Genomic DNA, 20,235 nt, shown 5'->3' on the forward strand with positions numbered 1-20,235 from the left:
CGTGTCAGGCGACCGGCACATCGTTGATCGGAATATCGACATCGAGCATCGGCGCATGCTGCTGGCAGCCGTAGACGTCGGTGTCGCCCAGGTCGCCCGCAGGGATGTGCCGGGGAATCGTCGCCTTGAACGCCAGACCCGCCGGATAGGGCGTGAACAGCACGTCCTCCTCGTCCACGTCGTACAGCCCGGCGATCAGCGCCGGGGTCAGGACGCCGGTCGCCGCCACCGCGTCGTAGGTCGCGCGGGTCTCGAACACCACGTCGATGGTGAGCTGGAACGGGCCGGCGTTCTTCGACTTGCAGACCTTGGCGATATCGCGGATCCGGGGCATCACAGGTCCTCGTAGGTGATCGGGAACGGGGCGAGCGGATCGTCAACGGCCATCGTCTGGAACACCGAGAAGCGATAGACCGGTCCGGCCTGGATGTCCGACGGCGAATAGGGGAAGGCCATGTTCCCCTCGCGGCAGAGCCGGCCCGGGAAGTCGGTGTGCAGCATGGTCACCCGGGCGACCGACAGCACCGCGTCGGCGGTGTCCTGGTCGTCGGCCACCGCCTCCACCACAAAGCCGATCTCGTGCGGTTTCGCAGTGCTGCGCAGCGGTTCGGCCGCGCCCATCACCCCGTCCAGGCCGTAGCGCCGGATGATCAACGTGTAGTCGTCCGGCGTGACCCCGAGATTGCCGACCTTGGTCGCGGTCGACTCGTGGATCGATTTCAGGAAGTCGTCCAGCGTGTCTATCAAAAGCGGGTCGCGGGTGCCGCAGATACTGATCGATCGATAGCCGACCAGTTCCACGCCCTCCAGCTTCACCGTGTAGGGCGAGGGCGTCCAGGTCATGCCGGAGACCCGCACCGCCCGGTCGTTCACCGCGTCGAACCGGCAGTCGGTGGTGTCGAGCACGCCGCCCGGCTCCACATGGATGCAGGGGCTCGGGTTCTCGTGCAGCGCGTGGTTGGCGACGGAGGAGGGGGTGCAGGCCCGCTCCGGCGCGGTCGGCTCCAGCACCACGCCGTCGTCGTCGACCGTCACGTAGAGGCAGTCATGGCCCTTGGGGATCGACGGGGTGGCGCCGCATTCCAGCATCTTGCCGGCATACCAGGCGGGGGCCGGCGCCTTGCCGGCGCGGATCGCCATGGCGGCCCAGGGGGCGGGATCGCTCGACCGGCCGGCCAGCACCACGTCGGCGCCGCCGTCCAGCGCCGCGGCGAAGGGCTCGGGGCCCATCATGCCGACCACCCGCTCGGCCCGGTCGATGGCCTCGGCGTCGATCGCCGGACCGCCGGTCAGCCGCTTCATCTTTCCCTCGGCGGTCGCCCGTTTCAGCGCCGCCTTGTCCTGTTCGGCGTCGATGGTGGCCAGCCGCAGGTGGATGCCGTCCTCGCGGGCGATCTCGCGCACGATGTCGGCGGTGATCTGCAGATGCGGCGTGCCGCCCGCACCGCCGGCGGTGCCGATGACCACGGGCACGCCCTGGCGCCTGCCGGCCTGGATCATCAGCCGCAGGTCGCGCTTCATGGCCCGGCGCGAGCTCAGGGTCTTGCCGGAGCCGAGATAGAACGGGCCCGGGTCGGTGCTGCCGCCATCGACCCCGATCATGTCGACGCCGCGCGCCTCGCCCTTCAGCAGGGACGATTCAGGGAATCCGTAGCCGAGGATGCCGCTGGTCGATAGCATTCGGTAGGCGCCGCTGCTCACGGTGGTTTCCTCGCGGTTGTTTCTTGGACCGTTTCTTTGGCCGGATCATCCCCGGCGGCATCAATAACTGTCAACAGTTGACGATATTGTCCGACCCCGCTGTAATCCGGGCGGGCGGTAAGTCCCGATAGAAACAGGGCCGGGAGGTTTGGAACAGATGACGACGCTTGCTGATCGCCGAAAGAAATTCCGGGCGATGCTGGAGGAACGGCGCGCCGTTCTGGTGCCGGGGGCCGCGAACGCCCTGACCGCCCGGGTGATCGAGGATCAGGGGTTCGAAGCCTGTTACGTCACCGGTGCCGGCATCGCCAACACCCTGCTCGGCGTGCCGGATATCGGCCTGGTCACCATGAGCGAGATCCAGACGACCACCGCCGCGATCGCCGAGATCAGCAGCCTGCCGCTGTTCGTCGACATGGATACCGGCTTCGGCAATGCCATCAACACCCACCGCACCGTGCGGGTGCTGGAGCGGGCCGGCGCCTGTGCGGTGCAGATCGAGGATCAGGTCTTCCCGAAGAAGTGCGGCCATTTCGACGGCAAGGCGGTGATCCCGGCCAAGGAGATGGCGACCAAGGTGCGCGCCGCCGCCGACGCGCGCGAGGACGAGAACTTCCTGATCATCGCCCGCACCGACGCCCGCGCCATCGAGGGCATCGACGCTGCTCTGGACCGCGCCCGGATGTATATCGAGGCGGGCGCCGACGTGACCTTCGTGGAGGCGCCGATCTCGGTGGAGGAGATGCAGCGGATCTGCGCCGAGCTGCCGGTGCCGCAGGTCGCGAACCTCGTCGTCGGCGGCCGCACCCCGATGCTGTCCCAGGAAGAGCTGGCGACGATCGGCTTCGCCATCGTGCTCTACGCCAATACGCCGCTGCAGGCCGCCATGCGGGCCATGAGCGAGGTGCTGGGGGCGCTGAAGCGCGACGGCAATCTCGACGCGGTGCAGGACCGGCTGGCCGATTTCGTCGAGCGCCAGCGGCTGGTCCACAAGTCGACCTACGACGCCATGGAGAAGACCTACGCGGTCGAGGAGTAGGAGAGCGTCCGCATGAACTTCGCCTACGAGGATAGGGCCCCGTATTCCGCCATCGTCGACCGCCCGAAGCTGACCTGGCCGAACGGCGCGAAGATCGCGGTGTGGGTGGTGCCGAATGTGGAGCACTACGAGTTCCTGCCCCGGCCGTCGCGGATCCGCGATCCCTGGCCGCGCACGCCCCATCCGGACGTGCACGGCTATGGGGTGCGGGACTATGGCAACCGGGTCGGCCTGTGGCGGATGATGGAGGTGATGGACGCCCACGGCGTGCGCGGCACCCTGTCGCTCAGCATGTCGAACTTCGTCCACTACCCGGAGATCTTCGAGGCCTGCGAGGCGCGCAGGTGGGCGATCATGTCCCACGGCATGTACAACACCCGCTATCACTGGGGCTATTCCGAGGAGGAGGAGCGGGACGCGATCCACGAGAGCCTGGACCTGCACACCAGGCTCACCGGCCGCAAGCTGCGGGGCTGGTTCTCGCCGGCCGGGTCGTGGACCTTCAACACGCCGGACCTCGTGGCCGAGGCGGGGATCGACTACTACTGCGACTGGTACCACGACGATCAGCCGTTCCCGATGCGCACCCGCTCGGGCAAGACGCTGATCACCATCCCCTACACGATGGAACTGAACGACGCGGTCATGTACCGCAACCAGTTCGACGGCGAGGATTTCGCCAACTGGACCTGCGACGCCTTCGACACCCTGTACAAGGAGGGCGAGGAGCAGCCGCGGGTGCTCTGCCTGGCGCTGCACCCGTATATCCTGGGCCAGCCGCACCGGATCAAGCATCTGGACCGCGCGCTCGCCTACATCACCGGCCACGACAAGGTCTGGCTGGCCACCGGCGAGGAGATCGCCGACTGGTACATCGCCAATCATCTCGACACGATGAAGGCCCATCTGGGCTGGGAGGACGCGCCATGACCGAACCGCGTCCCGGCATGGACCACGACCTCTATCGCTATTCGGCGATGGACCGGCGGCCGGCGATTTCCTGGCCCGACGGCAACGGGCTCGCCTTCACCGTGGTACTGCATCTGGAGTTCTGGCGGCTCGACCCGCCGAAGGAAGACTGGCGCGACCCGCGCTATCAGGGCGCGTTCGGCAACTTCTATCCGGACTATACCGGCTACACCCAGCGCGAATACGGCAACCGGATCGGCTTCTTCCGGGTGCTCGACCGGCTCGACCGCCACGGCCTGAAGCTCACGGTGCCGGCGAACGCGGCGGCCCTGAAGCGCTATCCGGCCATCGTCGAACGTCTGATGGACCGCGACGTGGAGTTCGTCGCTGCCGGCACCCATGCCGACCGGATGATCACCTCCAAGCTCGACGCCGACACCCAGCGCTGGATGATCGACGAGAGCGTCGATGCCATAGAGCGCATCACCGGCCGGCGGCCGACCGGCTGGGCCGGCCCCGGCTACGGCGAGAGCGAGATCACCGCCGGCCTGCTGGCCGAGGCCGGGCTCGACTACGTGATGGACTGGCCGAACGACGACCAGCCCTACATGCTGACCACAAAGCCCGAACTGATCTCGATTCCGCGCCAGCCCGAATGGGACGACGGCGAGATCATGTGGCTGCGCAAGGTGCCGCGCGAGACCTGGGAGGAGATGGTCGTCTCCGCCTTCGACCGGCTCTATCAGGAGCGGGCGGCCGGGCGGTATTTCTCGCTGTCGCTGCACCCATGGATCGTCGGCCAGTTCCACCGCATCCGTTTCCTGGAGCAGGTGCTCGACCGCATCGCCCCGCCGCGCGACGGCGTGTGGCAGACCACCGCCGGCGCGGTCGCCCGCCACTTCCGCGCGCTGCAATCCGACTGATCTTCGCCCCCAATCTGCTCGCCCCTTAGGAGAGACTGACATGGCCACCGCAGGCATCGACAATGTCGACTACATCCGCGCGTTCATGACCGAACGCCCGGTGGTGTTCGAGCGCTCGGCGCTGGTGATCGTCGACATGCAGAACGCGTCGGGCTCGCGTACCGGCGCGCTGGGCCGCCGCATGAAGGCGGAGGGGTCGACCTCCACCGACTACCGCTTCGACCGGATCGAGACCCTCGTGGTGCCGAACATCCGCCGCATGCTGGACGGCTTCCGTGCCAAGGGCGGCGGCGTTGTCTATGTCACCCTCGGCGCCCAGCGCGAGGATGCGGCCGACGCTCCGCCGCACATGCGCAAGATGTTCCAGGAGACCAACAACTGGGTCGGCAGCGAGGAGCACAAGGTGGTGGCAGGGCTGGAGCCGCAACCGGGCGAGCTGATCGTGCGCAAGACCAGCATCGGCGCCTTCGCGTCGACCGGGCTGGACCATCTGCTGCGCTCGATGGGCTGGGACAATCTCTACATGACCGGTGTCTCCACCAACATGTGCGTGGAGACGACGGCCCGCGAGGCGGCCGACCGGGGCTATCACGTCACCATGGTCGAGGACGGCTGCGCCACCACCCGCAAGGAGCTGCACGAGGGCACGATGCAGAACTTCCAGCGCCTGTTCGGCCGGGTGCGCAGCACCGACGAGGTGGTGGCGGAACTCAACCTGTAGTGTTGTCTTGGTCGGCCGAGGCCCGGGCCTCGGCCGTAGGTCTTATTTTAGTATTCCCTGTTAGACTATTATTGGAGGTTCCCTCGCATAGAGGACGGCGTCTCCGCGAGGAACGCGAGTACCGCGTCGCCGAACGCCCGGGGCTGCTGGCGGAACATGCTGTGCCCCGCCTCCGGAATGATCACGGTCTTCGCACCCGGCACATGCGCCGCCAGCGCCCGCAGCACCACCGGCAGCATGCCCGGCGTGTCGGCGCCGCCGACGAACAGGGTCGGCGGGGTCAGCGCCTCCGCCTCGGCGCGCGAGAAGGGCAGGCGGCCCTCGTTCACCTGGGCCAGCAGGGTGGTCGCATTGTCCTCGCGCATCTGCCGGTCCGCCGCCGGCAGCCGGTCCCAGGCGCCGGGACCGTTGATCCCCTCGATGAAGGCGCGCAGGCCGCCCTCCAGATCGCCGGCGGCGATCTTCTCCGCCGACTGGGCCACATGGGCGCGGGTTCCGGCGCCGGCGCCGAGATCCGGGCCGTCGGTCGGCATCAGGGTCTCGTCGAGCGCGCCGCCCGGTTCCGCCAGCACCAGCCGGTCCACCAGGTCCGGGCGTTTCAGGCTCAGGCGGAAGGCGAGGTGGCCGCCGCGGGAATGCCCGACCAGGTCGACCGGACCGACATCCAGCGCCTCGATGAAGGCGATCACATCCTCCACATGCTGGGCCATGGTGAAGGTGCCGTCGGTACCGCTGCACGTATCGGGAAAATAGTGGCGCAGGCTCGGCGCGATCAGCCGGCGGCCGCTCGAGAGCGGCTTCAGCACCGGCATCCAGGCTCGGAAGTCGTTCAGCGATCCGTGGATGCAGAGCAGCGGCTTGCCCTGGCCGATATCGAGATAGGCCATGTCGAAGCCGTTCACGGGCAAAGTCTTCATGGCGGCGGTCCTGATCTGGCTGGTGGGTCCCGACTCCAATATCGGCTTCGGCCGCCGGCGGCAATCCGCGTTCGGGCCGCGGCGTCAGTCGGCGGGGCGCGCGTACTGCTCCAGGGTGTTCTCGATCCGGCCGATCAGCTCGTTCTTGTCGGCCGACAGCTGATCGCTGGCCTCGACCTCCTCGGCCAGCAGGCGCAGCTCGGCGACCATCGTTTCGCGCTGGTCCGGCTCGGCGATGGCGACCATGCGCGCTATCGCCCGCTGCAGCGCGAGGCTCATCAGACCGTTGCGCCGGGCCGCGCGGCGCATCGGCGGAAAGGCTTCCTGAAACAGGGTGTCGGCGGTGGTGGTCGGCGACACCACCCGGGCCACGCCGTCGCCGTCCAGATAGACCCCGGACGACAGCCGCTCGGCCCGGGCCGTCGCCAGCGCCGCCGACAGCCGGTCGACACAGGCGATGGCGGTGAAGGTGTCGTTGACGCCGGGCGACAGGGCGCGCAGGGCGATCTCGACCAGCAGGTTCACCGAGAACCGCAGATCGCCCTCCGGCGTGCGCACCGACAGCAGCGGCAGCGCCGCGATCACGTGGCCGTCGAGAGTCCGGTCCGGGTCGTTGAAGACGGTGGCGACCGGCTCACCCGCGATGACGAAATCGCCGGGCTGCACGTCGTAGAACACGGTGGCGCCGACGGCCTGGGCCGCCTGCAGGAGCTGGCCCGGCTCGATGGCATCCACATAGCCGTCGCCCGGGGACGACACCGTGCGCTCGTCGCCTTCCGGCAGGACAAGCTCGCTGGACAGGATCGGCGTGCTGCGGGCCAGGGCGTCGGCGACCTGATGGTCCAGGGCCCGGGCGATCTCCGCCGCCTCCTGGTCGATGCTGACCCGCCTCGATACCCGCTGCACGAAGAGCAGCAGCAACAGGACGGAGATCACCATATAGGCCGCTCCGACCGCGACGGTCAGGTCCGGCACCGCGTCGTTGCGGGTCAACCAGAGCGACTGAAGCGAATACAGGAAGGTGGCGCCCAGCGACCCCACGGCGATCTGGCTGACCCGGTCGTCGCCGAAACGCTGCAGCAGCCGCGGGCCGATGGCGCTGGCGGCCATGGTGTAGACCAGCAGGACGATGGAATAGACCATGACCAGCGCCGACATGGACGCCCCGGCGGAGACGGTGAACACCGCGCGCGCGGTCTCCACCTGCACCACCAGGAAGTTCGGCACGAGACCGGCATGCGCGTCGCGCAGATAGGCCTCCAGGTGCCATATCCCGATCGCCACCAGCAGGCCGGACAGGCTGATCGCCCCCGGAATGGTCAGGAAGCCGCGCAGGACGCGGATCGTTCGGCGAAACGGGGTCAGGACCATCGGCGGGGCCGTTCTGTGTCTGCGGCAAAGTCTGCAGCAAGGTTTGCGACGGAATGGTTCGGTTCTGGAGTGCCACGGCGAGGGGACGACGTCCAGCACAACCACCGATACCGGACCGGCCGCGCCAGTACCTGCGGCGCCGTCGCACAGGGTGGGACCGTGCCGATCCGGACAGCAGCGACGGTTTCGTTCTGGCGCCGACCACGGTCCCGGGCATGTTCGAGCCGGTCGACCTGTCCATCGCCGACAGCTATTTCGCGCCGCCGGAACTTGATTGGCTGCGGGCCCAGGGGGAGGCGGAGCGAGGCGGGGCCTTCATGACCCTGTGGACCCCGAAGGAGGCCTTCATCAAGGCGACGGGGAAGGGGCTGTCCCAGGAACTCGACCGGTTCTGGTTCGCCGATCCGTCCTCGGGACCGATCCGCATCGGCTTAGCGCCGGACCTGCCGGAAGACCCCGAACATTGGGGCTTCGACCACCGGGTGATACCGGGCGACTACCACCTCGCGGTCGGCTGTCGCGGCCCGGGACAGGTGGCGTGGCGCGGGATGCCCGACTGACGGACGCGCTCCCGAAGCGGCGGTGCCGCCTCGGGAGCAGAGGTGTGTTACTCGGCGGCCGCCGCCGCACTGGCGCCGGTATAGGCGGCGGCGCTGTTGCCGGCGAGGCGGCCGAAGACGGTGCCGGCCATCAGGCCGCTGCCGCCCGGATAGTTCTCCACGAACAGCCCGCCGACCAGCTCGCCCGCGGCATAGAGGCCGGGGATGGTCTGGTCCTGCATGTCCTGGACCTCGCCCTTGTCGTTGATCTTCAGGCCGCCGAAGGTGAAGGTGATGCCGGTTGTGGTCACATACGCCTCGAACGGCCCCTCGTTGATCGGCAGGGCCCAGTTGGTCTTGTTGATCGCCAGGCCCTCGGTCGTCACCCCGTCCAGCACCGACGGGTTGAACTTGCCCGGTTTGCAGGCGGCGTTGAACTCCTCGATCGTCGCCTTCAGGGCGTCCGGCGCGATCTCGAGCTGCGTCGCCAGATCCTCGATGGTGTCGGCGGTCACCTTGGTGACCTCGCGGATGCGGTATTCGTCGCGCAGCAGGGGAATGGTCTTCTGGTCGAAGATCTGCACCGCCGTGCGGTAGGGCTGGCTCATGATGGCGCGGCCGAACTTCACATAGGTGTGGTTGCGGACGTCCTCGCCCTCGTCGACGAAGCGCTCCCCGTTCATGTTGACCATGATGCCCCAGGGATAGGAGTGCTTCTGGAAGTTGTCGAGGATCACCCGGTCGCCATAGGCCGGGGCCGAGATGTCCCAGCCGACCGAGTGGCAGCCGGACCAGTTGCCGTAGGGCCGCGCGCCCATGTCCAGCGCCATGCGGATGCCGTCGCCCATGTTGTGGCGGGTACCGCGCACCCGGCACAGGTCCCAGCCCGGGCCGAGATAGCGCACGCGCATCTCCGGATTGGACTCGAACCCGCCGCAGGCAAGGATCACCGCGTCGGTGGTGATCTCCTCGTAGCCGTTCGGGCCGAAGACTTCCACGCCGGTGATCTTGCGGTGTTTGTCGTGGATCAGCCTGGTGGCGCCGGTGCCGTAGCGGATCTCGCAACCCATCCGCTCGACCTCGGCCAGTTCCATCTCGATCAGGCCGGCACCGCCGCCGACGGACTCGATGTTCACCCCGCCGTAGAAGTGGTGCTTGCCGTCGACCAAGAAGGACTGGCGGCCGAACATCGGGATGAAGCGGATGCGGTGCTTGCGCAGCCAGGCCATGGCCGGGCGGGAGCCGTCGATCAGGGTCCAGGCCATGTCCTCGTCGGACTGGTGGCGGGTGACCTTCATCAGGTTGTCGTAGAACGCCTGGCGGTCGTGCGGCGGCAGGACGATCTGCTCGCGCTCGGCGTCGGACAGGTCGACCAGGACGTCGGTGACCGCATCGTCGATGCCGGTGTGGCAGAACCGGAAACCGCCGGCGGTGAAGTAGGAGTTGCCGCCCTTCTCCTCCTCGCTGGCCTTCTCCAGGATCAGGACGCTGGCGCCGTTCTCGCGGGCCGCCATCGCCGCCGACAGCGCCGCGTTGCCGGCGCCGACCACGACCACATCATACTCCGCCATTTTTTCCTCCGGGACGTTTGGATCTTGGCGTCGAGATTGACAGCCGGTGTTTCGACAGTAAATTGAAACATTCTCAGATATTGATTAGGAAACATGAATTATCGATGGATTACCTGCTCAAGGAAATTGCCGTTTTCGTCAGGATCATCGAGCTGGGCAGCTTCAGGGCGGCCGCCGAGGATCTGAACCTGACCCAGTCGGCGCTGACCCAGCGGCTGAAGAAGCTGGAGGAGGCGGTCGGCGTGCGGCTGATCGAGCGCACCACCCGCACGGTGGCGCCGACGGTGGTCGGCGGCAGCTTCCTGCCGGTCGCCAAGCGCATGCTGGTGCAGTTCGAGCAGTCGATGGAGGATCTGAACACCCTGATCCGGGCGCGCACCGGCCAGGTGACCATCGCCAGCCTGATCTCGGTGGCCACCTACGTGCTGCCCGGCGCGCTGAAACGGTTCACCGCGGCGCATCCCAATGTCAGCGTGCGCATCTTCGACGACCCGGAGCTGGAGATCGCCGGTCGGATACGCCGGGGCGAGGCGGAGTTCGGCATCGACATGGAGACCGCCGATCAGGATCCGGATGTGGAGGTCACGCCGTTGCTGGAGGACCGCTATGTGCTGGTGTTCCATCCGGACTATCCGGGCGTGCCGTCGGGCGCGGTGGCCTGGGCCGATCTGGCGGAGCTGCCGCTGGTCACCTATGGCGCGCGCAGCGGCACCAACCGGCTGATGCACGAACGCCTCGCCGGCCTGCCTCGGACGGGGAAGTGGCGCTACGAGGTGCAGCACCTCTCCACCCTGCTCGGCCTGGTGCGTGCGGGGCTGGGCGTGGGGATCGTGCCGACCCTGGCGATGGCTGGGCAGGAGGAGGGGGCGCTGCTGCAGCGGCCGCTGGTGGCGCCGGACATGCGGCGGACCATCGTCCTGGTGCAGCGGCGCGGCGCGGAGCTGTCGCCGGCGGCGGAGATCCTGAAAGCCTTCACCCTGGCCGAATTCGAACGCTTCGGCGACACCGGTTAGGTCTTCACCCGCTGCGGCGACGGCTGAATCGAAGGCTGTTTCGGCCGAGGGCTATTTCGGCCATTTCCCGGCGAGGCCGAGATCCCGCTCGCGCTGGTGCATCTCGTGCCAGATCTCGGCCGGGGTGATGCCCATCCAGACCCAGAGGACGGTGAGATTGTACAGCAGGTCGGCGGACTCGCGGATCACCCCGTCGCGGTCGGCCACGGCGGCGTCCAGCGCCACTTCGGCGGCTTCCTCGACCACCTTCTTGGCGATCTTCGGGTTGCCGTCGCGCAGCAGCTGCGCGGTCCGGTTGCCGACCTTGGTATCCGCGCGCGAGGTCTGGACCATCTCGAAGAGCTGGTCGATCGGATGGGTCATGGGCACTCCGCGGGGCTCTGAACGTGAGTGGGGTCAGGCATCGATCAGGCGGCTCTCGGCGATCTGGCCGGTCGATTCCAGGATCGGATAGGCCACCGACGTGATGTGGCTGTTGATTCGCTTCAAGTCCCGCAGCACGTCCAGGTGCAGCGACGAGCTGCCCAGGGATTCCGGCGTGCCGTCGCGCATGCGGGCGTAGTGGGCCTCGGCGAATTTCTGCTCCAGCTCGCGGATATGGACCTTCTGCTCCATCAGCCGGCGGGCCAGTAGCGCGTCGCCGCTCATGAACACGCTCAGCGCCAGCTTCAGGTTGGCGACCACCTCGCCGTGCATGGCCTGCAGTTCGGTCATGCCGGCATCGGAGAAGCGGGCACCGTCCTTGATCTTCTTGGCCGCCAGCTCCAGCAGGTTCTTGTCGATGATGTCGCCGATATGCTCCAGGTTGGTGTTGAAGGTCAGGATCTCGACCACCCGGCGGCTTTCCTGGGGGTCCAGTTCCTGGCGCGACAGCCGGGTGAGATAGAGCTTCACCGCCTCGTGCAGCACGTCGACCACGTCGTCGTCGCGCTCGATCTCCTTGATCAGGTCGGAGCGGCCGCTCTTGAACACCTCCATGGTGCGTTCGAGCATCGATTCCACCGTATCGCCGATCCGCAGGGTCTCGCGCGCGGCGCTGGACAGGGCGACGCCGGGTGAATCGAGCGCGGACTCCTCCAGATGTCTCGGCGCCTTCTCGTCCTCCGCCGCCGGACTGTCCGGCAGCATCCGGGTGACCAGAGCGGCAACGAGGCCGACGAAGGGCAGGAACAGGAGCGCAACCGCCAGGTTGAAGCCGGTGTGGAAATTCGCGATCAGCCGGGCTGGATCGTCGGAGATGTCGCGCAGATACGGCACGATCCAGGGCACCATCCAGAACACCAGGGCCACGCCTGCCGTCCGCATCATCAGGTTGCCCACCGGAATGCGCCGCGCCGAGGGATCCGCCCGCCAGTTCATCGCCACCGGGGTGATCGAGCTGCCGATATTCGCCCCCAGCACCAGCGCCATGGCGAGCTGAACCTCGACCACGTGCAGGGAGACGAGCGTCATCACCAGCACGATCACGGTCAGGCTGGAATGGGCCAGCCAGGCCAGCCCTGCGCCGAGCAGGATCGCCAGGATCGGCTCGTCGACCATCGGCGCCAGCAGGACCGATAGGGTCGGCCCCTCGCGCAGCGGGACCGAGGCCAGCATCACCATCTTGATCGCCAGCAGCATCAGCCCGAGGCCGATCAGCACCCGGGCCATGGCCCGTCGGCGGGAGTCGTCGGAGGTCAGGAAGGCGGTCACGCCGACGAACAGAAAGAGCGGCGAGATCCAGGAGACGTCGAAGGCCAGCACCTGCACCACGACCGTACTGCCGACATCCGCACCCAGCATGATCGCCAGTCCGGCCGGCACGGCGATCATCTTGCGGCCCCCGAAGGAGCCGACGATCAGGGCGGTGGCGGTACTGCTCTGCAGGAAGCCGGTGACCGTGAACCCGGTGAGGAACGAGGTCAGCCGGTTCCGCGTCGCCGCCGCGATGCCGCGCCGGATCGCCGAGCCGAAGGCCCGGGTGATTCCGGTGCGCACCATGCGCACGCCCCACAGCAGCAGGGCGACGCCGCCGGCGATTTCGATGAGCAGATGCATTCAGGTTTCCCGCAGTCGCGACCGGTACGGCCGCGACCCTTCGTCAGATGATGGCATGGCGGACCTTGGCGGAGACCCACTCACTGACCAGCACGGTGATCAGGATCAGGATGAAGATCACCGTCACCTGGGGCCAGGCTAGCACGTTCAGGGATTCCTGCAGCCGCAGGCCCAGTCCGCCGGCTCCGACCAGCCCGAGAACCGTCGACTCGCGGATGTTGATGTCCCAGCGGAACACCGTGATCCCGGCGAAGGCCGGCAGGATCTGCGGCACCACCGCGTAATCCATGACCTGCGCCTTGCTGGCGCCGGTGGCGGCCACCGCCTCGACCTGTGCTTCGTCGATCTCCTCGATCGCCTCGTAGAGCAGCTTGGCGACGAAGCCGATCGAGCGCAGGGCGATGGCGACGATGCCGGCCATCACGCCGGGGCCGATCACCGCGACCAGCAGCAGCGCCCAGATCAGCGAGTTGATCGAGCGGCTGGCGACGATGATCAGCAGCGCGACCGGCCGCACGAAGCGGGTGCTGGGGGTGGTGTTGCGGGCCGCCATGAAGGCCACCGGCACCGCCATGAACAGCGCCAGCAGCGTGCCGAGCGTGGCGATGTTCAGGGTGTCCCAGAGCGGCTCCAGCAGGGCCGGGATATACTCCCAGCGCGGCGGGAACATGCGCGAGCCGATATCGGCGGCCTGACGGGGCGCGTCGGTGACGAAAGCCCAGATCGTGCTCTCGGTCATCACCTGCCAGCAGAACACGAACAGGGCGACGAGCAGGAGCCAGCCGAGCCAGAGCGCCAGTTCCTTGCGGGTGGAGCGCCGGCGCCAGGTCCGGTGGGCGAGGTCGGTCATCGTCATCATTGCACCCACTTCCGCACGTAGCCCGACAGGTATTCGGCGGCCATGACGATCAGGATGATCAGGATCAGGATCGCGGCGGCGGAATCGTATTCGTAGCGGTCCATCGCCGTGTTCAGGGTGGCGCCGATGCCGCCGGCGCCGACGATGCCGATCACCGCCGACTCGCGGAAATTGATGTCCAGCCGGTAGAGGCTGAGACCGATCAGGCGCGGCATGACCTGCGGCTGGATCGCGTAGTTGACGATCTGCCACCAGCCGGCCCCGGTCGCCCGCACCGCCTCGGCCTGGGCCTCGTCGATATCCTCGATGTCCTCGGCCAGCAGCTTGGCCAGGAAGCCGATGGTGGCGAAGGACAGGGTCAGGAAGCCGGCGAACGGGCCGAAGCCGAACATGGCGACGAACAGGATGGCGACGATGATCTCCTGGAAGCTGCGCGACAGGGCGACGATGGCCCGGCACACGGCGTAGATCGGCAGGGGTGCTATGTTGCGGGCGGCGCCGATGCCGATGGGAATGGAGATCAGCACGCCGACCACGGTCGCGGTCACCGACATGGTCAGGCTCTCCTCCATGCCCTGGAGGATGTCCTCCCAGCGGCTGGTGAAGTCGGGGACCAGGAAGCCCTCGATGAAGCGCTGGCCGCGCTCCAGGCCTTCCCAGACCCGGACCCAGTTCACCTCGACCGAGGCGACGGCCAGCACCAGATAGAGCAGGCCGCCGCCGTACAGCGCCCAGCGCAGCCAGGGCCGCTTGATGAAGGGCGGCCGCGTCCAGCCCCGGTAATCGGTCGCGCCGGTCATGCCCGCGTCGGTCATGTGAGGCCCGCCAGGCGTTCGCGGTCGACCGGGACCGTGCCGGGATGGTCGGCGTCCTCGTCGATGTCCTCGCCGTCTTCGTCGGCCTTGCGGATCGTGGCGGACCAGTCCTCCTCGCCGTAGATCTGGGTGAGGACGTCCGCGGTGAGTTCGTCCGGGCTGCCGTCGAAGACCACGCGGCCGGACTGCAGGCCGATGACCCGGCGCACGAACTGCTGGGCGAGGGCGACGTCGTGAATGTTGATGATGGCGGGCAGGCCGCGCTCGTCGCAGATCTCCACGATCAGCCGCATGATCTGCCGCGAGGTCTTCGGGTCGAGCGACGCCGTCGGCTCGTCGATCAGCAGCAGGTCGGGGTCCTGCTCCAGGGCGCGGGCGATGCCGACCCGCTGGCGCTGGCCGCCGGACAGGGCGTCGGCGCGCTTGTTCACATGGTCCGACAGTCCGACCCGGTCGAGCAGGCGGTAGGCGTTCTCGATCGATGCCGGCGGAAACTTGCGGAAGAAGCTGCGCCAGAAGCCGACATAGCCGAGCCGGCCGGACAGCACGTTCTCCATCACGGTGAGGCGTTCCACCAGGGCGTATTCCTGGAAGATCATGCCGATCCGGCGGCGGGCGCGGCGCAGACCGCCGCGGCTCAGGCCGGTGATGTCCATGTCGCCGAGATAGACCTGGCCTGAGGTCGGCTCGACCAGACGGTTGATACAGCGGATCAGGGTGGATTTCCCCGCCCCGGACGGCCCGATCAGGCCAACGACCTGACCGGGCTCGACCGTAAGGCTCACATCGGTGAGCGCCCGATCTCCGGTTGCATAGACCTTCGAGAGGTCCTTCAAGCGCAGCATTCGGCCGCTCCCTAAAATGTGCCGGTCAAAGGGTGTTGCGTGACCGTGGGGTCATTTGCAGTCGTAGGAGACGCCGTTGGCGGTGTCGATCTTGCGGATCACCTCCCAATGGGACTTGTAGGTGATCGGGATGAACTGCTCCTCACCGGACCGGGCGAACTCCTCCTTAAGGGCCGAGCCTTCCCAGTCGAAGGTGAAGAAGGCTTCCTTGATCTTCTCCTGCAGCTCCGGCTTCAGGTTGTAGACGTAGCCGAACCCGGTGGTCGGGAACTTCTGCGACTTGTAGATCGAGACGACCTGATCGGCCTTGATCACGTCGCGGGCCACCATGCGGTGCAGCACCGAGTTGGCGATCGCGGCGGCCGGATAGTCCTTGTTGGCCACGCCCAGGATCGAGTTGTCGTGCTTGCCGGAGAACACCGGCTCGAAATCCGTCTCCGGGACCATGCCGTAATCGGCCTTCAGGATCGCCGACGGCGCCTTGAAGCCGGAATTCGAGGTCTGCGAGGTGAAGGCCATCTTCCGGCCCTTGATGTCCTCGACCTTCTCGATGCCGCTGCCCGGATAGGTGATGATTTCCATGTTGTAGCCGAAATCGCCGTCCTTCGAGGCCATGATGGTGAAGGACACGAAACCTGCGCAGTTCACCGCCAGCGGGTTGGAGCCGGTGTTGAAGCCGGCGACATGCAGGCGACCGGCGCGCATCGCCTCGATTTGGGCGGCGTTGGACTGCACGGGGAAGAACTGGACCTTCTTGCCGGTCATGCTCTCCATGTGGCGCAGGAAGCCGTCCCACACCTTGGCGTAGACCGCCGGATCCTCGACCGGGGTATAGGCGAAGATGAGGGTGTCGGGATCGACCTGCTGGCTCGGATCGGTCGGCGTATCGGCGACCAGATCACCATTGTCGTCCTTGAACCGGGAGTCGAGGGCGTAGCTGGGGGCGGCCCAGCTCAGCGAGACCGCGCCGACCAGACCGGCGAGGGCCGACAGCATCAAATTTCTGCGAATCATGTGATTCTCCCTACAGGTCGTTATCGTCGGCCCACCTGCGGTATGACCGAACATTACAGTTTTGTGACATCAGCATTATCGTGGTCCCGGGCGTGACCCAAGCACAAAATATATGCGTCAGTGTCCGATGGACCGGCGGAACTGGGGTTCGGCCTAGTGCGGCAGAATCCACGGCCGCCCGGTCAGCGGATCGGCCATGACCTGGGCCGCCAGGCCGAACGCCCGGTGCAGGTTCTCGGCGGTCACTACCGTCTCCGGCGCGCCCTCGGCGATCAGCCCCTGCGGGCTCAGCAGCACCAGGTGATCGCTGAACCGGGCGGCGAGGTTCAGGTCGTGCAGCACGCTGACCACCGTCATGCCGGTGTCCGCGACCCGTTGCTGCAGCAGTTTCAGCATCTCGATCTGCTGTGCCAGGTCCAGGTGGGAGGTCGGCTCGTCCAGCAGCAGCAGCGGGGTCCGCTGAGCCAGCACGAGAGCGAGCCAGGCGCGCTGGCGCTGGCCGCCGGACAGCTCGGCCAGCGGGCGGTCGGCCATATCGGTCATGCCGACCGCGTCGAGCGCATCGGTGCAGGCGTCGCTGTCGTCCCGCGTCCAGGGTGCGAGCAGGCCGCGCCACGGGGTCCGCCCGCGCCGGACCAGCTCGCCCACGTTGATCGCGTCCGGGGCGAGAGGGAACTGCGGCAGGATGGCGAGCTGCCGGGCGACGTCGCGGGTGTCGGCGGCATGCAGGTCGGCGTCGCCCAGCAGCACCCGTCCCGCCGACGGTTTCAGCAGCCGGGCCAGCGCGCGCAGCAGGGTCGACTTTCCGCAGCCGTTGGGGCCGAGGATGGCGGTGCTCCGGCCCACCGGGAAGACGAGGTCCAGTCCTTGGATCACCTGGCGGTCCTGATAACCGACCGACAGGGATTCCGTGCGCAGGCCGATTGGGCTCACAGCTCGCCCCTTTCCATCTCGCGTGACAGGCGCCACAGCAGGTACGGCGCGCCGAGAATGCCGGTGGTGACGCCGATCGGCAGCTGCAGGCCGGGGAGGCTCGCCCGGGCGACAAGATCGGCAAGCACCATGATGACCGCGCCCGCCCCCGCGGCCGCCGCAAGCCGGGCGCCCGGGTCGGTCGCCCGCGCCAGGCGTGCGCCCACCGGCGGGGCCATCAGCGCCACGAAGGCCACGGGGCCGACGATCGACACGGCCACCGCGCACAGGCCGATGGCGGTCGCCGCCAGCAGCAGCCGGGCCCGCGCCACCTTCAGGCCGAGCCCCGAGGCCAGCTCCGCCCCAAGCTCGAGCAGCCGCAGGGCGCGGACCTGAAGCGCCAGGCAGAGGGCGAGCGCGCCGCCGGCCGCCATGAGGATCCGGACATGCGACCAGTCGCGGGCGGAGAGCGAACCGACCAGCCAGCGTTGGGCCTCCGCCGCCTGGGGACCGGACAGGCGGGTCATCAGGAACGACCCGAAGGCCGAGGCGGCGAAGCCGACCCCGATACCGACCAGGACAATGGTCACCGGCGAGGCGCCGTCGATGCCGCCACGGCTGCCGGCTGGGCGCGACAGGGTCAGGACGATCAGGCCGGCCGCCAGTCCGCCCGCCGCCGCCGCCAGCGGCAGCGGTATGCTTACCCCCATGGCGATCGCCGCCAGAATGGCGAGGCCGGACCCGCCGGTGAAGCCCATCACGTCGGGCGACGCCAGAGGGTTGCGCAGCAGGAGCTGGAACACCGCGCCGGCCAGGCCCAGGGCGGCACCCGACAGCAGGGCGACGGCGACCCGCGGGCCGCGCAGAACCGAGATCGTCAGCGCCGCCGGTCCGTCGCCGCCGGTCAGGCCGTCCCACAGGCTTGCCGGGCTGAGGTGGATCTGGCCGACCAGCAGGGCCAGGGCCGCCGAGCCGGCCAGCAGCAGGACGAGGACGGTGCCGCGGATCATCCGATCGCTCCCGGCCGGATCCGCCGCGCGATCAGCACGAAGATCGGCCCGCCGAGCAACGCGGTCATGACGCCGGCCCGGATCTCCGCCGGGGCCAGCAGCAGGCGCCCGGCGCTGTCGGCCAGGAGAAGGATCGACGCCCCCAGCAGGGCGGCGGCGATCAGTCCCGGCCGCAAGGAGCCGCCGACCAGCCGACGGGCGATCGGCGGTACCATCAGGCCGAGGAAGGCGATGGGTCCGGCGATCGCCACCGCCGCGCCGGTCAGCAGCGCGATGCAGACCAGTGCCCCCGCCTGAACCCGGCCGGGCCGGGTGCCGAGGCCGCGGGACAGCGCGTCGCCCAGCGCCAGGACCTCCAGTTTCGGGGCCAGGGCCAGGACAAGCAGGAAGCCGGCGCCGGCGGCGAGCGTCATTTCCACCAGCGGGCGGGCCCGCGCCTCGGCCAGGGATCCGACGATCCAGAACCGCACGACGTCGAGGGTCTCGCCGCGCATCAGCACCGAGGCGGTGACCAGCGAGAGCAGCAGCACGCCGAGCGCGGCGCCGGCCAGGGTCAGGCGCACCGGGCTGGCATTGCCGCGTAGCCCGCCGCCCAGGGCGAAGACCGCGGCGGCCGCCAGGGCCGCGCCCGGAAAGGCGAGGAGCGACAGAAGGCCCGCATCGACCTGCCCGAGGACCAGCGCTCCGACCACCACCCCGAAGGCGGCCCCGGCGTTGATCCCGAGGATGCCCGGGTCGGCCAGCGGGTTGCGGGTGACGGCCTGGATCGCCATTCCCGCCGCGCCGAGCGCGCCGCCGCAGACCAGCCCGGCGACCGTGCGCGGGAACCGGATGGCGCGGATGGTGACATGGGCGGGGTCGGTCGGGTCCGGGGCGACCAGCGCCTGCCAGAGTTCCGCCGGGGTGATCGGCCTATACCCCAGCAGCAGGCTGATCAGGATCGCCAGGAGCAGCAGGCCGAGCAGGGGCGACCAGCGCCTCATGGGGCGAGGCCGGCTTCGCGCGCGCTGGCGACCGGGGTCGCCGGGTCGCCGTCGATGGCCGCGGCGATGTCGTCCTCCAGGGCGTTCAGCGCGAAGGGAAGGGACAGCACGCTGCCGAAGGACAGGGCGGCGGCCAGCACGCCGCCGGCGAAGACCTCCCGGCCCTCCCGGCAGGCCTCCAGGGTCTGGCGCATGGGTAGTGCCACGAGATCCGGGCTGGTCTGGAAGCTGGACACCCAGAGCAGCAGGTCGCCGTCCAGCGGCGACAGGTCCTCCGGCGACAGCGGCGCGTAGAAGTCGTTGACGCCCGACAGTGCCGCGACGGCGTCGGTCGGCCGGAATCCGAGCTCGACGAGGAAGCGGGCCCGGGTGTCGGCGCCGATGAACGCGCCGGTCTCCCCGCTCCAGTGATAGGCGGCCACACCGGTCTTGCCGGCCCAGGCCGGATGGCGGCGGCGGGCGTCGGCGAAGGCCGCCCTCACGCCGGCCACCAGCTCCTGCGCCTGGGCAAGCCGGCCGGTCGCCCGGCCCAGGGTCAGGGTCATGCGGTCCCACGGCGTGCCGTACGCGCTGTCGGTGGCTTCATGCACCAGGACCGGCGCGATGCGGGAGAGCACCGTGTACTCGGCCTTGGAGATCCCGGCGCCGATGGCGACGATGAGGTCGGGGTTCAGCGACGCGACCCGCTCCATGGACACCTCGCCGGTCAGCACGTCCGGTGTCGCGTCGCCGAGCTGGCGCTGGGCCCAGGGCCATACGCCGTAGGGGAAGGCGCCGAACCAGTGGCGCACGGCGACCGGGCGCACACCCAGGGCCAGAAGCGGATCGTGGCTGGTATAGCCGAGCGAGACGACACGCTGCGCCGGTCGCGGCATCAGCGTCGTCCCGAAGGCATGATCGAAACGTAGGTCAGCGGCAGCCGCCGGGCGCGCCTGTACGCAGGCAGTCGCGGCGGCCGCCAGGCCGGTCAGGAAGGAACGGCGCGAGACTGTCCCGCGCCATCCGATGGTCTTCGCTGCCCGCCGATCGGCAGAATTCGTCACCAAGTGTACCTGA

At 68.5% G+C, this 20,235-nt stretch carries 21 protein-coding genes; 6 read left to right on the top strand and 15 right to left on the bottom strand.

Annotated elements, in window-relative coordinates; translation table 11 throughout:
• Nucleotides 1-4 precede the first annotated feature (4 nt).
• Nucleotides 5-334: a DUF4387 domain-containing protein gene (locus BLS34_RS20375; protein ID WP_028794433.1), complete on the bottom strand. Its 330-nt coding sequence runs from the start codon at nt 332-334 to the stop codon at nt 5-7.
• Nucleotides 334-1,701 carry an acyclic terpene utilization AtuA family protein gene (locus BLS34_RS20380; RefSeq protein ID WP_245702096.1) on the bottom strand — a complete coding sequence of 456 codons (1,368 nt, stop codon included), beginning with the start codon at nt 1,699-1,701 and terminating at the stop codon, nt 334-336. The genes BLS34_RS20375 and BLS34_RS20380 overlap by 1 nt, the downstream gene beginning before the upstream one ends.
• Nucleotides 1,702-1,858: 157 nt before the next feature.
• Here BLS34_RS20380 and BLS34_RS20385 point away from each other — a divergent pair, with 157 nt between their 5' ends.
• Genes BLS34_RS20385 through BLS34_RS20400 form a run of 4 tightly spaced genes read left to right on the top strand, consistent with a single transcriptional unit; the run spans nt 1,859 to nt 5,293 of the window.
• Complete coding sequence (locus tag BLS34_RS20385; protein ID WP_093153359.1) at nt 1,859-2,740, top strand: isocitrate lyase/PEP mutase family protein; 882 nt, start codon at nt 1,859-1,861, stop codon at nt 2,738-2,740.
• A 12-nt stretch (nt 2,741-2,752) separates the two neighbouring features.
• Nucleotides 2,753-3,670 carry a polysaccharide deacetylase family protein gene (locus tag BLS34_RS20390; protein ID WP_093153362.1) on the top strand — a complete coding sequence of 306 codons (918 nt, stop codon included), beginning with the start codon at nt 2,753-2,755 and terminating at the stop codon, nt 3,668-3,670.
• The gene (locus BLS34_RS20395) at nt 3,667-4,572 is read left to right on the top strand and encodes a polysaccharide deacetylase family protein (RefSeq protein WP_093153365.1); all 906 of its coding nucleotides are present in this window, start codon (nt 3,667-3,669) and stop codon (nt 4,570-4,572) included. The genes BLS34_RS20390 and BLS34_RS20395 overlap by 4 nt, the downstream gene beginning before the upstream one ends.
• A 40-nt stretch (nt 4,573-4,612) precedes the next feature.
• The gene (locus BLS34_RS20400; RefSeq protein ID WP_093153368.1) at nt 4,613-5,293 is read left to right on the top strand and encodes a cysteine hydrolase family protein; all 681 of its coding nucleotides are present in this window, start codon (nt 4,613-4,615) and stop codon (nt 5,291-5,293) included.
• A gap of 68 nt (nt 5,294-5,361) precedes the next feature.
• Here the strand turns inward: BLS34_RS20400 and BLS34_RS20405 are convergent, their stop codons facing one another.
• Both BLS34_RS20405 and BLS34_RS20410 read right to left on the bottom strand, forming a co-directional pair.
• The gene (locus tag BLS34_RS20405) at nt 5,362-6,210 is read right to left on the bottom strand and encodes an alpha/beta fold hydrolase (protein ID WP_028794439.1); all 849 of its coding nucleotides are present in this window, start codon (nt 6,208-6,210) and stop codon (nt 5,362-5,364) included.
• 84 nt (nt 6,211-6,294) lie between these two features.
• Nucleotides 6,295-7,581: a DUF2254 domain-containing protein gene (locus BLS34_RS20410; RefSeq protein WP_093153371.1), complete on the bottom strand. Its 1,287-nt coding sequence runs from the start codon at nt 7,579-7,581 to the stop codon at nt 6,295-6,297.
• Between the two features lie 53 nt (nt 7,582-7,634).
• Between BLS34_RS20410 and BLS34_RS20415 the strand changes: the two genes are divergently transcribed.
• On the top strand, nt 7,635-8,141 hold the full coding sequence (locus BLS34_RS20415; protein WP_093153374.1) for a 4'-phosphopantetheinyl transferase family protein: 507 nt from the start codon (nt 7,635-7,637) through the stop codon (nt 8,139-8,141).
• A gap of 47 nt (nt 8,142-8,188) precedes the next feature.
• Here BLS34_RS20415 and tcuA read toward each other — a convergent pair whose 3' ends face one another.
• Entirely contained in the window at nt 8,189-9,691 is a 1,503-nt protein-coding gene (tcuA, locus tag BLS34_RS20420; protein ID WP_093153376.1) for an FAD-dependent tricarballylate dehydrogenase TcuA, read from the bottom strand.
• Between the two features lie 104 nt (nt 9,692-9,795).
• Here tcuA and BLS34_RS20425 point away from each other — a divergent pair, with 104 nt between their 5' ends.
• Nucleotides 9,796-10,704, top strand: coding sequence for a LysR family transcriptional regulator (locus tag BLS34_RS20425; protein WP_093153379.1), 909 nt, complete (start codon nt 9,796-9,798; stop codon nt 10,702-10,704).
• A gap of 51 nt (nt 10,705-10,755) precedes the next feature.
• Here the strand turns inward: BLS34_RS20425 and hisE are convergent, their stop codons facing one another.
• From hisE to BLS34_RS20475, 10 genes are all read right to left on the bottom strand, one after another.
• Nucleotides 10,756-11,067: a phosphoribosyl-ATP diphosphatase gene (gene hisE, locus BLS34_RS20430; RefSeq protein ID WP_028794444.1), complete on the bottom strand. Its 312-nt coding sequence runs from the start codon at nt 11,065-11,067 to the stop codon at nt 10,756-10,758.
• Between the two features lie 33 nt (nt 11,068-11,100).
• Entirely contained in the window at nt 11,101-12,741 is a 1,641-nt protein-coding gene (locus BLS34_RS20435; protein WP_093153382.1) for a Na/Pi cotransporter family protein, read from the bottom strand.
• Between the two features lie 43 nt (nt 12,742-12,784).
• Entirely contained in the window at nt 12,785-13,600 is an 816-nt protein-coding gene (phnE, locus tag BLS34_RS20440; RefSeq protein WP_245702098.1) for a phosphonate ABC transporter, permease protein PhnE, read from the bottom strand.
• Nucleotides 13,597-14,415 (bottom strand): phosphonate ABC transporter, permease protein PhnE, encoded by an 819-nt coding sequence (phnE, locus tag BLS34_RS20445; RefSeq protein ID WP_215906176.1) that lies wholly within the window; start codon nt 14,413-14,415, stop codon nt 13,597-13,599. The genes phnE (BLS34_RS20440) and phnE (BLS34_RS20445) overlap by 4 nt, the downstream gene beginning before the upstream one ends.
• Entirely contained in the window at nt 14,412-15,260 is an 849-nt protein-coding gene (gene phnC, locus BLS34_RS20450; RefSeq protein WP_028794448.1) for a phosphonate ABC transporter ATP-binding protein, read from the bottom strand. The genes phnE (BLS34_RS20445) and phnC overlap by 4 nt, the downstream gene beginning before the upstream one ends.
• Before the next feature lie 51 nt (nt 15,261-15,311).
• The gene (phnD, locus tag BLS34_RS20455) at nt 15,312-16,274 is read right to left on the bottom strand and encodes a phosphate/phosphite/phosphonate ABC transporter substrate-binding protein (RefSeq protein ID WP_093153385.1); all 963 of its coding nucleotides are present in this window, start codon (nt 16,272-16,274) and stop codon (nt 15,312-15,314) included.
• 153 nt (nt 16,275-16,427) lie between these two features.
• Nucleotides 16,428-17,207, bottom strand: a complete 780-nt coding sequence (locus BLS34_RS20460; protein ID WP_215906177.1) for an ABC transporter ATP-binding protein — start codon at nt 17,205-17,207, stop codon at nt 16,428-16,430.
• Nucleotides 17,204-18,196, bottom strand: coding sequence for a FecCD family ABC transporter permease (locus BLS34_RS20465; protein WP_093153388.1), 993 nt, complete (start codon nt 18,194-18,196; stop codon nt 17,204-17,206). Before BLS34_RS20465 ends, BLS34_RS20460 begins: the two co-directional genes overlap by 4 nt.
• Complete coding sequence (locus BLS34_RS20470; protein WP_093153391.1) at nt 18,193-19,179, bottom strand: FecCD family ABC transporter permease; 987 nt, start codon at nt 19,177-19,179, stop codon at nt 18,193-18,195. Before BLS34_RS20470 ends, BLS34_RS20465 begins: the two co-directional genes overlap by 4 nt.
• On the bottom strand, nt 19,176-20,054 hold the full coding sequence (locus BLS34_RS20475; protein WP_093153394.1) for an ABC transporter substrate-binding protein: 879 nt from the start codon (nt 20,052-20,054) through the stop codon (nt 19,176-19,178). Before BLS34_RS20475 ends, BLS34_RS20470 begins: the two co-directional genes overlap by 4 nt.
• Nucleotides 20,055-20,235 lie beyond the last annotated feature (181 nt).

Origin of the sequence: Thalassobaculum litoreum DSM 18839 (assembly GCF_900102465.1) — a bacterium.
In the GTDB taxonomy this organism is placed as follows: Bacteria; Pseudomonadota; Alphaproteobacteria; order Thalassobaculales; family Thalassobaculaceae; genus Thalassobaculum; species Thalassobaculum litoreum.

What these genes read in the sequence shown, in the direction of transcription:
- BLS34_RS20385 (WP_093153359.1), top strand. Translation starts at nt 1,859, where the DNA reads ATGACGACGCTTGCTGATCGCCGAAAGAAATTCCGGGCGATGCTGGAG.
- phnE (WP_215906176.1), bottom strand. Translation starts at nt 14,415, where the DNA reads ATGACCGACGCGGGCATGACCGGCGCGACCGATTACCGGGGCTGGACG.
- BLS34_RS20435 (WP_093153382.1), bottom strand. Translation starts at nt 12,741, where the DNA reads ATGCATCTGCTCATCGAAATCGCCGGCGGCGTCGCCCTGCTGCTGTGG.
- BLS34_RS20390 (WP_093153362.1), top strand. Translation starts at nt 2,753, where the DNA reads ATGAACTTCGCCTACGAGGATAGGGCCCCGTATTCCGCCATCGTCGAC.
- BLS34_RS20470 (WP_093153391.1), bottom strand. Translation starts at nt 19,179, where the DNA reads ATGAGGCGCTGGTCGCCCCTGCTCGGCCTGCTGCTCCTGGCGATCCTG.
- BLS34_RS20465 (WP_093153388.1), bottom strand. Translation starts at nt 18,196, where the DNA reads ATGATCCGCGGCACCGTCCTCGTCCTGCTGCTGGCCGGCTCGGCGGCC.
- BLS34_RS20400 (WP_093153368.1), top strand. Translation starts at nt 4,613, where the DNA reads ATGGCCACCGCAGGCATCGACAATGTCGACTACATCCGCGCGTTCATG.
- BLS34_RS20425 (WP_093153379.1), top strand. Translation starts at nt 9,796, where the DNA reads ATGGATTACCTGCTCAAGGAAATTGCCGTTTTCGTCAGGATCATCGAG.
- BLS34_RS20410 (WP_093153371.1), bottom strand. Translation starts at nt 7,581, where the DNA reads ATGGTCCTGACCCCGTTTCGCCGAACGATCCGCGTCCTGCGCGGCTTC.
- BLS34_RS20375 (WP_028794433.1), bottom strand. Translation starts at nt 334, where the DNA reads ATGCCCCGGATCCGCGATATCGCCAAGGTCTGCAAGTCGAAGAACGCC.
- BLS34_RS20415 (WP_093153374.1), top strand. Translation starts at nt 7,635, where the DNA reads ATGGTTCGGTTCTGGAGTGCCACGGCGAGGGGACGACGTCCAGCACAA.
- BLS34_RS20395 (WP_093153365.1), top strand. Translation starts at nt 3,667, where the DNA reads ATGACCGAACCGCGTCCCGGCATGGACCACGACCTCTATCGCTATTCG.
- phnE (WP_245702098.1), bottom strand. Translation starts at nt 13,600, where the DNA reads ATGATGACGATGACCGACCTCGCCCACCGGACCTGGCGCCGGCGCTCC.
- hisE (WP_028794444.1), bottom strand. Translation starts at nt 11,067, where the DNA reads ATGACCCATCCGATCGACCAGCTCTTCGAGATGGTCCAGACCTCGCGC.
- phnD (WP_093153385.1), bottom strand. Translation starts at nt 16,274, where the DNA reads ATGATTCGCAGAAATTTGATGCTGTCGGCCCTCGCCGGTCTGGTCGGC.
- phnC (WP_028794448.1), bottom strand. Translation starts at nt 15,260, where the DNA reads ATGCTGCGCTTGAAGGACCTCTCGAAGGTCTATGCAACCGGAGATCGG.
- BLS34_RS20405 (WP_028794439.1), bottom strand. Translation starts at nt 6,210, where the DNA reads ATGAAGACTTTGCCCGTGAACGGCTTCGACATGGCCTATCTCGATATC.
- BLS34_RS20475 (WP_093153394.1), bottom strand. Translation starts at nt 20,054, where the DNA reads ATGCCGCGACCGGCGCAGCGTGTCGTCTCGCTCGGCTATACCAGCCAC.
- tcuA (WP_093153376.1), bottom strand. Translation starts at nt 9,691, where the DNA reads ATGGCGGAGTATGATGTGGTCGTGGTCGGCGCCGGCAACGCGGCGCTG.